Source organism: Collinsella aerofaciens, assembly GCF_028209885.1.
Lineage (GTDB): Bacteria > Actinomycetota > Coriobacteriia > Coriobacteriales > Coriobacteriaceae > Collinsella > Collinsella aerofaciens_BA.
The window spans coordinates 60,120-73,681 of record NZ_JAQLEM010000004.1 but is presented as its reverse complement, the minus strand read 5'-3'; the positions used below and the strand labels follow the sequence as shown (position 1 = coordinate 73,681).

At 59.8% G+C, this 13,562-nt stretch carries 12 protein-coding genes and 1 other RNA gene; 1 reads left to right on the top strand and 12 read right to left on the bottom strand.

Features of this window, described 5'->3' with window-relative positions:
- Positions 1-62 precede the first annotated feature (62 nt).
- The 8 genes from PMX21_RS01750 to ssrA form a co-directional block, all read right to left on the bottom strand.
- Positions 63-3,062: an AfsR/SARP family transcriptional regulator gene (locus PMX21_RS01750; protein WP_271757606.1), complete on the bottom strand. Its 3,000-nt coding sequence runs from the start codon at positions 3,060-3,062 to the stop codon at positions 63-65.
- 448 nt (positions 3,063-3,510) lie between these two features.
- On the bottom strand, positions 3,511-4,239 hold the full coding sequence (nagB, locus tag PMX21_RS01745) for a glucosamine-6-phosphate deaminase (protein WP_055287061.1): 729 nt from the start codon (positions 4,237-4,239) through the stop codon (positions 3,511-3,513).
- Positions 4,240-4,510: 271 nt separating this feature from the next.
- Complete coding sequence (locus PMX21_RS01740; protein ID WP_022094632.1) at positions 4,511-5,008, bottom strand: PTS sugar transporter subunit IIA; 498 nt, start codon at positions 5,006-5,008, stop codon at positions 4,511-4,513.
- Between the two features lie 71 nt (positions 5,009-5,079).
- On the bottom strand, positions 5,080-6,417 hold the full coding sequence (gene glmM / locus PMX21_RS01735; RefSeq protein ID WP_271730316.1) for a phosphoglucosamine mutase: 1,338 nt from the start codon (positions 6,415-6,417) through the stop codon (positions 5,080-5,082).
- Positions 6,418-6,540: 123 nt separating this feature from the next.
- The gene (gene rpsI / locus PMX21_RS01730; protein WP_022094634.1) at positions 6,541-6,936 is read right to left on the bottom strand and encodes a 30S ribosomal protein S9; all 396 of its coding nucleotides are present in this window, start codon (positions 6,934-6,936) and stop codon (positions 6,541-6,543) included.
- Positions 6,937-6,938: 2 nt separating this feature from the next.
- Positions 6,939-7,382: a 50S ribosomal protein L13 gene (gene rplM, locus PMX21_RS01725; protein WP_022094635.1), complete on the bottom strand. Its 444-nt coding sequence runs from the start codon at positions 7,380-7,382 to the stop codon at positions 6,939-6,941.
- A gap of 157 nt (positions 7,383-7,539) precedes the next feature.
- A complete protein-coding gene (locus PMX21_RS01720) occupies positions 7,540-8,418 on the bottom strand; it encodes a patatin-like phospholipase family protein (protein WP_271757604.1) in 879 nt (292 codons plus the stop codon).
- Positions 8,419-9,097: 679 nt separating this feature from the next.
- Positions 9,098-9,461: a transfer-messenger RNA gene (gene ssrA, locus PMX21_RS01715) on the bottom strand.
- A gap of 237 nt (positions 9,462-9,698) precedes the next feature.
- Between ssrA and PMX21_RS01710 the strand changes: the two genes are divergently transcribed.
- Entirely contained in the window at positions 9,699-10,133 is a 435-nt protein-coding gene (locus PMX21_RS01710; protein ID WP_271757602.1) for a hypothetical protein, read from the top strand.
- A 58-nt stretch (positions 10,134-10,191) separates the two neighbouring features.
- Here PMX21_RS01710 and PMX21_RS01705 read toward each other — a convergent pair whose 3' ends face one another.
- The 4 genes from PMX21_RS01705 to PMX21_RS01690 form a co-directional block, all read right to left on the bottom strand.
- Positions 10,192-10,707, bottom strand: a complete 516-nt coding sequence (locus tag PMX21_RS01705) for a type II toxin-antitoxin system VapC family toxin (RefSeq protein ID WP_271757601.1) — start codon at positions 10,705-10,707, stop codon at positions 10,192-10,194.
- Complete coding sequence (locus PMX21_RS01700) at positions 10,704-11,057, bottom strand: hypothetical protein (RefSeq protein WP_271757599.1); 354 nt, start codon at positions 11,055-11,057, stop codon at positions 10,704-10,706. Before PMX21_RS01700 ends, PMX21_RS01705 begins: the two co-directional genes overlap by 4 nt.
- A 143-nt stretch (positions 11,058-11,200) precedes the next feature.
- Positions 11,201-13,216, bottom strand: a complete 2,016-nt coding sequence (locus PMX21_RS01695) for a heavy metal translocating P-type ATPase (RefSeq protein ID WP_271757597.1) — start codon at positions 13,214-13,216, stop codon at positions 11,201-11,203.
- A 78-nt stretch (positions 13,217-13,294) separates the two neighbouring features.
- Positions 13,295-13,540 (bottom strand): DUF6110 family protein, encoded by a 246-nt coding sequence (locus PMX21_RS01690; RefSeq protein ID WP_055250999.1) that lies wholly within the window; start codon positions 13,538-13,540, stop codon positions 13,295-13,297.
- Positions 13,541-13,562 lie beyond the last annotated feature (22 nt).

Genomic DNA, 13,562 nt, shown 5'->3' with positions numbered 1-13,562 from the left:
TGATCCGGTGATCCAACACATAGCAAGCTTACGGGTGCCCAAGTACTTCGGGCGCCCGTTTTTTATCGCTCGACCAGCACGCGATTGAGCCGCCCCTCCACCAAGCGCTCGTATAGACGCCGCGTCTCGGGCTCGGGCACGCCATTGACCTGCTCCCTCAGGTGGTGCATATGCCCGCTGTACAGCTCGACGATATCGCGCCGCCGCCCCGCCGCACTGTAGACGCGCATGGCGCAGCGCACCATATCCTCACGCGCCGTTTCCTGTCGAAGCCCCGACTCCGCCAGCCAAATCGCCGACTGCAGATCGTTTTCTTCTAGAGCGGCATTTGCTCCCTTAATCATGCAATCGATGTACTTTGACTGCATAATGCGCCGCATGCGCAAAAAGTAGGTGGGATTACAGCCATTGGGAACATACAGCGGTCCGGCATAAAGCTGCTCAATCTTAAGGCACAGCTCAACTAAATGGGGCCCGCGCGCACCCGTGCGATTTCCCAAAACCTCGCGGCTTATCTGGTCGAACAGCCGTACATCGGTCTTGACGTAGTCGCTGTTGAGTCCGATGCATTCATTTTGGATGAGCACACACGACTTGCCATCCGGCGTCGGCCCCAAAGCCGACCGCAAGCGCGATATCGTCGAGTACAGGTTGTTGCGGGCGCTATTGAACTCGGCATGGGGCCACAGCTCCATGGCCAGCGTCTCACGATCGACGAGCGCATCCATGCCCAGTGCAAGCCGCTCGGCAAGCGTCGCCGCCTTCTTGCGGCGCCACATTTTATCCGTGATGGGAAACCCGTCGCGCTCGGCGCGAAACGCACCAAACATGCGAATCTCGATATGGTCGATGGTATCGACGGCTTCAACCTCGCCGGCCTGGAACAGGCGCTCGCCCTCCCCTTCCAAATCGTCGCGCAGCGAGTACCGCGACAGCTCGCGCACGGGAAGCTTCTTGCGTATCCTGCCCGCCGGCTCGCCCAGACAATGCATGGCAAGGCGCGCAAAGAGCCGATACGATGGCTCTAGAATCCCCGCACGATTCATGGACATCCAGGCCGCAAGATCGCTATCTCGCCCCGCACAGGCCAAATGCAGCGCCACCATCCAGGCTTCTGCTCCACCAACCTGCGTCTGGCTTATATCGAGTAGCTCCGCTTCCTCGCGCACCGAAACCATCGATGTATTTCGCAGATACGCTGCGCGCTCCAGCAGCAATGCGTTATCGCGCATGTACGCAATCGACTCCTCGGCAAGTTTGAGCACTTGGACCGCACGGAACTTTGCATTAACCGGCCGTCCCTCTGCCAGCGACTGCCAGCCTTCTAACAACAGGCCAAACAGCTGAATCTGGTTGTCGCGCATGCGCACGGCAAAACGATCGAGCTCGTTGAACGCCGCATCGTCGGTTACCGGCAAGCCGGAAAGGAGCCGCCGTGCCGCCAACACCATGCGCACCCAGATAGCCATCGCCTTAAGCCCACGTACGTCGAGCGCCTCCCGCACCACCGTCATCTCGTCGTCGCGCTCGTCGGTTCCCGCAAACGACCCGTCAAAGAGCTCCACCAGCATACTATCGGCCCGTATAACAATCCCCGCGATGTCGAGCTCGCAGTCGTAGGCCTTGCTCGTTTTGAGCTGCTGTAGAACGTCGCCGTCATCTCCTCGTTCGGTCAGGCATCGCTTGACCTCGATATGCGCAGACAACATATCGAGTGCGGTATGGGATGTCTCGATTTCTGGCACGGCCAGGTTCGTAGGGAGCCCAAGCCCGTTGTCCCCATAGCAAACAGCCGTCAGTGTCTGGGCCACCCTCCATGAAACAGGGTCTATTTCGCAGGCCGCCCGTTCGCCCCCGCGCTCGATAACCGATGCCATATAGCGAGCGAGCTTTGTATTGGACACGCTGACCGCTGCCAGATATACGCCGAGCGCCTCGGCAGGCGTTGGCTCTGGAGCCGGATCGTCGGCATCGATCGTGCCCAGCGCTGCTCGGCAGATATCGGCCCCGTGCCCCGTCAGAGCCAGATCGACCCCATACTGCCCAGCGAGTTCAAGGACCGCTTCACGGTCCAAAAAGGCGTCCGCCAGGCCCATCGCCGCATCGCATCGGCCCGCCTTAAGCAAAATCCGGGCCGCCCTCGGAACAAGTTCGGGGCGAACCTCGGCCACCAACTTACGCAAACGCAAGCGTCCGTTATCCTCCGTGCCCAGACACGTAAAACTCCGCTCGGCGGGATCCAAGCCAAAGATCGGGTAGTCGCGTACAAAGTAGGACTGGTCGACCATCGACAGCCTCACCCCGCAAGCCTCGAGTTCTGCGATATTGCCCTCGCCCATCAAAACCATGAGACATGCCACGCAAAACAGCGCATTATTGTCGAGCGAAGCCAGATCGGCAAGTGCCGCGCCATATACGTTGACAATCTCGTTTTCGAGCAGACCGGCTACGTCGCCTTGGCCATACAGACCTGTCTGCAATGCCGAAACGAGCTCGGGCACGCCCTGCGTGAGCTGATAAAAGTCGAGCGATGTGCTGATCGAAAACGCCGATGCCCACGCCGAATACTCATAGGCATGCACCTTGAGCATCTGCGCATTGATCTTAACCGAATCGCCCAGCCCATGAATCAGCTGACGATTTGAAGGACGGCAGGAAATAAAGACCCCTACCCCCATAGCGCGCAGGCCGCGAATCCTTTCGATGAGGTCTTCGGTATCGTGCTGATCGAGGTTTGGCACATTATCAATCGCGATAAGAGAGTGCGGTTTGTCTTTGAGTTCTTCGGTAACCACCTCGAGCTGCATAAACACCTCGCGCCCAATGGCACGATCGGCCTCGATAATCCGCACGGGACCTCGCGTCGGGTCGCATTTAACCTCATGGGTGTACTGCAGCAGCACCGAGGTCTTCCCAAACCCGTCGGGCGCATAAAGAACCACGATGCCGGCCTTTCGGCCCTTGGCGATAAGCTCATTCATCAAGCGTTCGCGTCGCACCATATAGCCTCCGCCCAACGGCATCAGCTCGAGCTCGTCTATACCGCTCAAATCGTTTACCATGCCCGCTCCTCCACTCGACCGTATGGACACTGTAGCCGCAAGACCATACAAGCCGCGCTATGAATAGAGCGCCCTTGTGTTTTAGGTTGTCTTTTGGTACGCAAGCGGCAAGTTTTTGTACAGCGAGGGCCGATTGTTATTAATCCCCCGACTAATCGGTCTTAAAGCAGGTAAATGAGCTTGTCAGCTTGTCCCATCTAAGCGGCAGTGTAACGCAGATGAACAAGGTTCAGCCATGTCATTCAACTCGCCTAGCACCCGCTACCGTCTACGACCTTCTAGTGGCATTTTTGCATAGAATCTGGTATAGAATGAATCAAGCTGTTGGGCATCTGGCGTTCGTCAAGCTTGCGGCAAGATTTTGGTCAAGTGGGCGGACAGGGATAGCAAAAAGGCCCCCGCAAAGCGGAGGCCTTAGGCAAGGCTATGTCGAGCTGCAGGATTCGCGCTACTCGCAGAGCGAAAGGGCGGCCTCGTCGGCAACGACAACGCAGTTGGTGTGCAGCTGCAGGATCGAAGCCGGGCACTCGGGCGTAACCGGGCCATAGCACATGTCATGCACGGCCTGAGCCTTGGCCTCGCCGTTGGCGACGACCAGGATCATGCGGGCATACATGATGGTCTGGGTACCCATGGTGTAGGCCTGACGGGGAACATCGTCGATGCTGTCGAACAGGCGGCTGTTGGCCTGAATGGTGCTCTCGGTAAGGTCGACACAGTGCGTGCCCTTGGAGAAGTGGTCATCGGGCTCGTTGAAGCCGATGTGGCCGTTGTTGCCAATGCCGAGCAGCTGCAGATCCGGGTAACCGGCGTCAGCGACGATCTTGTCGTACTCAGAGCACGCAGCGGCGGCGTCGGGGTTGGAACCGTCGGGCACATGCGTGTTGTTCAGGTCGATGTTGATGTGATCGAAGAAGTTCTCACGCATGAAGTAGTGATAGCTCTGGGGATCGTCGTGCGAAAGGCCGCGATACTCGTCCAGGTTATAGGTGCTGACCTCGGCAAAGTCGACGTCGCCCTTCTCGTACCAAGCAGCGAGCTGCTTGTAGGCACCGATCGGGGTGGAGCCGGTGGCAAGACCCAGCACACAGTCGGGCTTGAGGATAACCTGGGCCGAGATGATATTAGCGGCCTTGCGGCTCATATCCTCGTAGTCTTTAGCTTTAATGATCTTCATTACGCGTCCTTTCTCGTACAAGAGAGGCAAGGCTCCCTTACAAGCACTTGCCCGCGGCCCGCGTCGGCCGCAACCAACGTGTGCGGCCACCAGGGCGAGGTCGCGTAATGTATGTGTCTCGTGTCTAGCCGCGTCGAGGCCCCTGCCCGTCCACGGTGACCCGAAGCTGTTTAGCCTCGGACGTTTCCCATCTTGCCACGGAGGGCGTCCTCTTTCAAGGGCGCCCTCCGTAAACGTGTTTGAATTGTAGGCTAATGGCCACGTGCACTTGCTAGCGCTCGCGAGCAACGATGAGCTGGTCCATCTCTTCGACATGCACACCAACGGAGCCCTTGATACTCGAGAACTCAACGGAGTTGCATACCAAGATGGGAACCGTCACATCGTAGCCCTCGGCAGCAATTGCCTCGCGATCGAACTCAATGAGTACATCGCCCTTATGGACGATGTCACCCACTTGCGCATGTACGGTAAAGTGCTTGCCCTCGAGCTGAACAGTGTCCAAACCAACGTGGATGAGCACGTCCAAGCCATCGACCGTGTTAAGCGCAACGGCGTGTCCCGTGGGAAAAATAGCCTCGACCTTGGCATCAGCCGGCGCGATCACGCGCGTTCCGGTGGGCTGAATCGCCACGCCCTGGCCCAAAAGGCCGGTGGCAAACGTCTGGTCGTTTACCTCGGAAAGCGGAATGACGTCGCCCGAGATGGGAGCATCCAGCGTAAGGACTCGACCACGCATACCAAAAGACCTTAGGACTTTAGTGAACATGCTCCCCCTCGGACATACCGATCAATCAAAATAACCTTAACAGTTTACCACTTGGCAACGGTTTTTGACCATTAGGGAAGTTCGCGCTTGACAACCTCGACGATGTCGTCGACAACGCGCTGGGTCAGCTCGTGCGTCTCGGCCTCGGCCATCACACGGACCAGCGGCTCGGTACCGCTCGGGCGCACCAGAATGCGGCCGCGGCCGTCAAGCTCCTTCTCGGCAGCAGCGACGGCATCCCAGATGGGCTGGCAATCGTCCAGGCCGGCCTTGTTGTCGGAATGCACGTTGACGAGCACCTGCGGGTACTTCTTCATGATGCCGGAAAGATCGGTGAGGGTACGACCGGTGCGCTTGAGCACGGCCAGCAGCTGCAGAGCCGTCACCAGGCCGTCGCCGGTGGTGTTGTGCTCCAGGAAGATGATGTGGCCGGACTGTTCGCCGCCGATGACGGCGCCGTCCGCGAGCATGCGCTCCAGAACGTAGCGGTCGCCCACGGCGGTCTGGACCATCTCGAAGCCCTGCTCCTTCATAGCGATGGAGAAGCCCAGGTTGCACATGACGGTCGAAACGATCTCGGAGTTAGCGAGCTTGCCGCGAGCGGCGAGGTCAGAACCGCAGATAGCCAGGATGTAGTCACCGTCGATCTCATTGCCCTCGCTGTCCACGAACAGTACGCGGTCGGCGTCGCCGTCGTGGGCCAGACCGATGTCAGCATGGGTGCGCAGCACGAGCTCGCGCAGGGGCTCGAGGTGCGTAGAGCCGCACTCAACGTTAATGTCAGTGCCGCAGTAATCGGTGTTGATAGCGTGCACCGTGGCACCCAGGCGCTGCAGCGCGGCGGGCGTAGTCTGGCAGGAAGCACCGTGACCGCAGTCGACGGCAACGACCAGGCCGTCGAGCCTCAGGCCATCAAGCGTATCGATGGCGTGGTCGACGTATGCCTTGCGGGCGTCCTTCATCTTGATGATGTGGCCCACGCCGGCGCCAGTCGGCAGCGTGTCGGCAGCCATGGCTTCCTCGGACATGACCCAGGCGCTGATCTCTTCCTCGACAGCATCAGGAAGCTTCATACCCTTGCGGCTAAAGAACTTGATGCCGTTGAACTCCGGCGGATTATGCGAAGCAGAGATGACGATGCCGCCGTCGAGCTCGTTCTGAACGGTGAGCAGTGCCACGGCAGGCGTGGGGATAACGCCGCAGCAATGCGGGCGGCCGCCCTCGGCCATAATGCCGGCGGTCAGAGCGCTCTCGAGCATGGTGCCCGAAAGGCGCGTGTCACGGCCGATGCAGATGTCCGGACCAAGAAACTTGGTCGCCGCGCGGCCCAGGCGAAACGCGAGGTCGCACGAAAGATCGGCGTTGGCGACGCCACGGACGCCGTCGGTACCGAAGATGTTCTGGGGCATAGGATCGCTCCTTCCCTAGCAGGCGATATGCAACCGCCCGCCCTAGTCGAAAAAGAAAAGCGGGACCCGCCGAGGAATCGGCAGGCCCCGCTTGTACATTGTATCTCGAAAGGAGATAAAACCTTAGCGCTTGGAGAACTGGGGAGCGCGGCGGGCCTTCTTGAGGCCGTACTTCTTGCGCTCGACCACGCGAGCATCGCGCGTAAGGAAACCGGCCTTCTTGAGGTCAGCACGGTAGTCGCCAGCGTTCAGAAGAGCGCGAGCGATGCCCAGGCGCAGAGCGCCGGACTGACCGGAGATGCCGCCGCCATCGCACAGAGCGATAACGTCGAACTGACCGGCGGTGTCGGTCACCTTGAAGGGAGCAAGGGCGTTCTCAACGAGCTGATGACGGCCGAAATACTGCTCGGCGTCACGCTTGTTGATGGTCACCTTGCCGGTGCCGGGGACGAGACGGACGCGGGCGACGGCGTTCTTACGACGGCCGGTACCCTGGTAGACAACGGTGTTCTCAGCCATCTTTAAGCCTCCAGCTCAATCTTCGTGGGGTTCTGGGCAGCGTGCGGATGCTCGGCACCAGCGTAGACCTTAAGCTTGGTCATCTGGGCACGGCCGAGGGTGGTCTTGGGCAGCATGCCGCGAACGGCGCGCTCGATGACCTTCTCCGGGTGCTTCTCCATAGCCTGGCGGAAGCTCTCAGCCTTGAGGCCGCCGTTGTAGCCGCTGTGGCGATAATAGGTCTTCGTGTCGGCCTTGTTACCGGTAAGCTGGACCTTATCGGCGTTGATGACGACAACGAAGTCGCCGCAGTCGCTGTTGGGCGTGAACTGGGGCTTGTTCTTACCGCGCAGGATCATTGCGATCTGGGTGGCAAGACGGCCCAGGACAGCACCATCGGCGTCGACGAGAACCCAGTTGCGCTGGACCTCGCCCTGCTTGGCGTAGTGAGTCGATTTCGAAATCACTTAGACTCCTCCATGTACAGTACGTGTTGTTACAGAGATTCACGGGGCTCTGCAAGTAACCCGTCCATATTACCCCGCTCGCCGTCCGAGTCAACAGGTATTTTGGCTCCGACCAGAGTTTCTGCACATGTCGTCCATGGGTCATGACTTCGCGACGCTAGCGCTCGACAAACGCCTCGATATCTCCCAGCAAGCGCTTTGCCTCCTGGCGACCCTGAATATACAGGTCGAGGAGCTTTGCCGGATCGTGTTCGACATGGCCGACCTCGACCGGCTTTTGCGGAGCAACGACCAGCGCGCGGCCCTCGCGCTCATACTTCCACAGGTGCATGCGCTGGATGTTATAGCGGTCGTGGCGCGTCTCGATAGCCTCGAGCAGGTAGGGGTAGTCGGCATAGCGGGCGCGTGCGGCGGGCATAAACTCGTAGGGCTTTTTCTCGTAGGAGCGGTCCTGCGTAACGATGACGACCGCACGATCGAAGCCCGCCTCCTCCAGCACATGCTCGATAGGAACCGAATCGGCCACGCCGCCGTCAACGTATTTGTGCCCGTCAATCTCGACCGGCGGCGTCACCAGCGGCAACGAGGTCGATGCGCGCACGGCATCGAGATCGAGCACGGCGCTTTTGACCGGCAGGTACGTGGCGGTTCCAAAGAGCATGTCCGTCGCGACGGCGTACATCTCGATGGGGCTCGCATCGAACGTCTCGTTGTCAAAGGGATCCAGGCGGTCCTGGACATCATTGAAGATAAAATCGTAACCCACAATGGAGCCCGTGGACGCAAACGATGCGGCGCCCATGAAGCGGCTGTCGTTGCAGAAAGCCAGGTTGATGCGGTTGGCACGGCCGATCTGGTGCGACTTGTAGTTCACGCCGTTGAGGGCGCCGGCCGATACACCGTAGACAGCCGGAATCTCGACGCCAGCCTCCATGAGGACGTCGAGCACGCCCGCGGTAAACTGCCCGCGAAAACTTCCGCCCTCCAAAACGAGCGCGACCTTGCCGGCGTTCTTTGCCTTATCTTCTGCAGTCATATTGACCTCCTGCGATTGCGTTTTGGCTTTCTTCTACCCAGTTTTGGGATGGCGAGCGCATGGGTTTTTCGAGGCGGCAGGTGAAGCGGAAAGTGTGTCCCGTTCTCAGAGCAAATTCCGGGTCTCATTTTCCGCTGAGCCCGTCATCAGGAAAATGAATCCCATTTCGAGCTTAGATTCCGGGATGCGCTTTCCGCTTGATGTGTCATCCGGAAACTACGTCCCACTCTACGGCTCGATTCCGGGTCGCAGTTTCCGCTTGAGGCGCCATCCGGAAACTACGTCCCAGTCTGAGCGCGGATTCTGGGATGGACTTTCCGCCTGGGCCGCCATTGGGAAAGCACGTCCCACTCTGCGTCACTGAGGCGTTTTCTTTACGGCCGCGCCCTGCATAGAGTTCGATTCTCCGCGGTTGGGGGAATCCGTTGATGGGTTGAAACCGGGGCAAGACGCCCGATCGGCATCGCATCTATATCTGGCTGAAGCATTGCGCGGAGAATCCGCGTATTTGCTTCGCAAATCCGCACCGGCTTCGGCCGCCTGCCGGCGCCCTCGCCCGCTCGCTACAAACGCTTCGCGTTTGCTTAACGCCCGCGCCCTGCATATAGTTCGATTCTCCGCGGTACGGACAAGAAATAAAAAGGCAGGTAGATATAAGTATCTACCTGCCTGTTACTTATGGTGGAGGCGCGGAGAATCGAACTCCGGTCCACGAAAGCCCCCTGATTGGCATCTCCAAGCTCAGTCGCTGGTTTAGTCTCGGACGCTTTGCGCGCAGCGACACGCTCGCGGCGTCCTAACCGGTTCAGTCTTAGCCTGCGCCATACCGATTACGTGCGCAGGAGCATTCCCCTAACATGACGTCGCGCCGGTGTCGGGGAAATCACCGGGTTGACGCGCCGCTATAAACTAAGCAGCGAGAGCCATAGGCTCAAAAGAAGAGTTGTTGTCAATTCAATTTGACGGTACCCCTGTTTAACGAGGCGAGGAGACCTCGGCTTGCTTCCTCTCTCAGAGCTATCGTGTCGAAACCAGTCGCCCCCGAATGTCGGGAAAGTCTGGATGGCATTGGGCACGAGCGCCCAACACCCGTCGACTTTTCAAGGAACATGCGGGGCGAGCCCCGCTTGTGGAGTGTTATCTTACCACGTTCTGAAAGCGGACAGCTGTTCTATGCACGAGCTGTGAAGACCCCAATGTGCGCCGCACTTCACACTTTTGCTACCGATCGCGTCACGTATATTTTCGCCAAGCAAAATTGACCCGTCGAAAGGACCGTTATGGATACCAAGCAGCAGCTCGTCAATGCCCTCGCAGGCCTGGGCTCAACCATTACCGAGGCTATGGATGTCATCGAAGGCTTTGTCCCCTGCGGACATCCCGCCCTCACGGTATCGAACGCACTCGTCGCGCTGGACGCTGACGATGATGCAGCTCTCGCCCAGCAGCTTGAGACCGTCGAGGGCTTTATCGACCACGTAAGTGAGAACCGCGGCGTGACCGCCTACCACGGCATCGAGGTCGAGCTCGCGGGTCCCAAAGCCAATCTACTCGCAGCAATCCGCGAGGTAGGCGCCCTTATGCAGACCGCAGGCGTCAAGAACACCCAGGTCAACGAGTGGGTCTACCGCAGTCTGGCAGCACTCGACAGCTCCGACGAAAAGGCAGCCGAGCAGCTCGCAGAAAGTCCCACCATTAAGGCCGAGCTTTTGTAAATAGCAGACGCGGGTCCCTTGGCGCATCGTCGTCCAAGAGGCCCGCAAACAGTTCGCGTCAACCGATAGCCGCGCCACCGCGTTCGGCCAAAGCAAGAATCGGCATCATTTGGCGCGGGGTCTTCGCTGCAAGATCGGCATGTTCGAGCAGTTTGCGATCGTTAGTCACCAAGTAATCGACCTGTGCGCGCTTGCACGCGGCAAGCACCAAGTTGTCCTCGTAATCGCGATGGAGCGCTAAGTATTTGTCGGCCAGCCAAAGGTCCGACGCATCTGCACCCACGGCCGTGGCGTTTTCGGTCATATTCCGAACAAACGCCAACGCCGCATCGTCAATTGCACGGGCAGATGCCTCGTCGAGCGCTCCCCCGCCGGCAAGAACGCTACGCTTCAGCTCGTGTTGGACAACGTACAGCACGTCCTTAGCGATATGCACCGGAAAGAACAGCAACGCCCCCGTCTCCGTCGCCTGCCCAATAAACGCACGCGCGGCAAGCGACTCGGCATGGTCGACGCAAAACGAATCAACCCATACGTTGGCGTCCACCATTATTTTGGGGGGAGCTCCGCTCACAGGATCATCCCCTTTTGGCGATAGCGCTCGTCCATGGCTTCGGAATAGATTGCGTCCCAATCGCGATCGTCGGATACGGGCGACGCAGCGATGCCCAAATCTGCATAAAGCCGGTCTGCCGCTGCCCATGATGCGGCGAACGGAGTATCGGGCGCGACGGTCTGCTGCCGGTCGTCGACGACCGCAAGCACTTCCTCGCACTGCCCGCCATCCTGCGCGACCTTGGCCACCACCTTTTTGATGAGCTCGGGCAGTGACCCGCCCGAAAGCCGCAGCGCCTCCTCGGCACGGTTCTTAACCTGGCGATCCACGCGAACGTTCACCTGCGCCATGCCACTAACAGTACCCACGTTGATCCCGCTCCCTTCAATTGCTAGCACCGCTAGCAATACTATATAGAGTAGCTAGCAAATGGTCAAATGCAAAAGGCCTGCGCCCGGACGGCACCGATGCCGTCCGGGCGCAGGCCAGATAGCGTGGGCGAACACGCCTGTTAACGCAGATATGCCTTCGCGTTGCTCAGGCTGTAGGCGATCGTCGAGCCGTTGTGCAGCAGCGACGACGTCTGCGGAGTGATCATGCCGGTAATACCCAATGCCAACAGCGCCGAGTTGGTGAGCATCACCTTGGAATACGAACTCGACAGACGGTCGATAAGCCCCTGACTCATGCGGCGCAGGCGCACGATTGCGGCCAGATCTGTATCGGTCAGGATGATATCGGCGACCTCCTTGGCGATGTCGCTTCCACCGCCCATGGCCAGACCCACATCGGCCAGACCCAGCGCCGGTGAGTCGTTGACGCCGTCGCCCACCATGGCAACGTGGCGCCCCTCGCCCTTAATGCGCTCCACATACGCGTACTTGTCCTCGGGCAGCAGCTCGGCCTTAAACTCGTCGACACCTGCCTCGCGAGCAATGCGCTCGGCCGTGCGCTCCGAATCGCCCGTGAGCATGACCACGTGTTTGACGCCCAGCGCATGCAGGTCGGCGATGGCCTCACGGACCCCGGGCTTGAGCGGGTCCTCGATGCCTAGCACGCCGACGACCTTTCCATCGACCGCCAGATACAGCGGCGACAGACCCTGCATTTGGGACTCGATTTGCTCCTTAATGTCGGACTCGAGCTGCGCGCCCTCGTCCTCAAATACAAAGTGCGCGGAACCGATGATGGCGCGACGCCCTTCAATGGACGAGGCAATGCCGTGTGCCACGATGTACTCGACCGCAGCGTGACGCTCGCGGTGCTCGAGCCCACGCTCGCGAGCAGCGTTGACGACGGCGCGTGCCACCGGATGCGGGAAATGCTCCTCCAAGCAAGCGGAAAGGCGCAGAATCTCGTCCTCGCTCCAGCCATCGGTGGTGAGCACGCAGGCAAGACGCGGCTGTGCCTCGGTGAGCGTGCCGGTCTTATCAAACACGATGGTGTCGGCCTTGGCAAACGACTCAAAGTACTTCGCGCCCTTGACCATGACGCCCATCTTGGCAGCATCGCTCATGGCAGTCATGACGGCAACCGAACCCGTGAGCTTGAGTGCGCACGAGTAGTCGACCATCAGCGCCGCTGAGGTCTTGATGAGGCTGCGGGTGGTAAGCGCGACAAGGCCCGCAAGCAGGAAATTCCACGGGACAATCTTGTTGGCAAGGTCCTCCATATGCGACTGGCCCTCGGACTTGAGCGAATCGGCCGTCTGCACGAGTGAGACGATTGAGCGGAGCTTGGTTTGAGCCGTGTTGGCGCGCACGCGCACCAAGATGCTGCCATCTTCCACGACGGTACCGGCGAACACGTCGTCGCCCACGCTGCGCTCGACGGCCAGCGGCTCGCCGGTCAGGGTCGCCTGGTTGACCATAGCGCTCCCCTGCTCGACAACGCCGTCGATGCAAATAGACATGCCGGTGCGCACGGCGACCAGATCGCCGGGCTCAAGCTCGGTCGCGGCAACGCTTACCTCAGTGTCGCCGACGACCTTTTGCGCCTTGTCGGGCACATCGAGCAGCGAGTTGATGAGCTCGTTTTCGCTCATGGCGCGGGTGTAGTCCTCAAGCAGCTCGCCCACGTTGAGCAGGAACATCGTCTGACCCGCGGTGTCGACGTCGCGCTTGACGAACGAGATGCCGATGGCCGAAGCGTCGAGCACAGGAACGGTCAGGCGCGGCTGCGCGAGCTCACAGAGGGCGGCGCGCAAAAATGTCATGTAACCGACCACGACAAACACCGCACGCAGAGGCGTCGGCAAGAACCAGCGACGTGCGTAATGGGCACCGACGAGTGTCGCCAGATCCATGACGAGCTTGTGCTTGCGTGGCTCAAGCTGCATCACGTAGCCCGACTTGGCATCGGCGATAGCTTGAGCATCGAGTGCGCCCAAGGCGTCGAGCACGCTCGCGCGGCGCGGCTCGTCGTACTCCAGCGCCATCTGGCCAATGCGGCCATACACGCGCACCTTGTGCACGCCGTCGATACCGCCGCTGAGCTTAAGAAGTGCATCGAGATCGCTCTCTGGCACAGGACCCGCCAATTGAAGACGGGTCCTGCCGGGGATCTCGCTAATAATCGAGAATCTCATAGTTTGTGCCTGGGAGCGTTACTCGGCTGCCTCGTCAGCAGCGGCCTCGCTCTGGGTGATGTAGGCCGCCTCGGCAACCATGTCGTCGACATTAGCCTTGGCCTGCTCGACCATGTCCTGGTAGCCGTTCTTGATGCGCATGCCGCACGCGATACCCTGCACGCAGGCATTCTTTACCGGAGCGCTGGTAAGCAGCTTGATGCCGGCCGTGCCAAGCAGAAAACCGCCACCGACAAGCAGGGTGTTAAAAGTCGACTTCTTCATGTTGCTTCTCCCTTTTGCCGCA

Bases quoted from the DNA above. Each gene is read 5' to 3' on its own strand.
- glmM (WP_271730316.1), bottom strand. From the start codon at position 6,417: ATGCCCCAGAACATCTTCGGTACCGACGGCGTCCGTGGCGTCGCCAAC.
- rpsI (WP_022094634.1), bottom strand. From the start codon at position 6,936: ATGGCTGAGAACACCGTTGTCTACCAGGGTACCGGCCGTCGTAAGAAC.
- PMX21_RS01710 (WP_271757602.1), top strand. From the start codon at position 9,699: ATGGATACCAAGCAGCAGCTCGTCAATGCCCTCGCAGGCCTGGGCTCA.
- PMX21_RS01690 (WP_055250999.1), bottom strand. From the start codon at position 13,540: ATGAAGAAGTCGACTTTTAACACCCTGCTTGTCGGTGGCGGTTTTCTG.
- nagB (WP_055287061.1), bottom strand. From the start codon at position 4,239: ATGAAGATCATTAAAGCTAAAGACTACGAGGATATGAGCCGCAAGGCC.
- PMX21_RS01740 (WP_022094632.1), bottom strand. From the start codon at position 5,008: ATGTTCACTAAAGTCCTAAGGTCTTTTGGTATGCGTGGTCGAGTCCTT.
- PMX21_RS01750 (WP_271757606.1), bottom strand. From the start codon at position 3,062: ATGGTAAACGATTTGAGCGGTATAGACGAGCTCGAGCTGATGCCGTTG.
- PMX21_RS01720 (WP_271757604.1), bottom strand. From the start codon at position 8,418: ATGACTGCAGAAGATAAGGCAAAGAACGCCGGCAAGGTCGCGCTCGTT.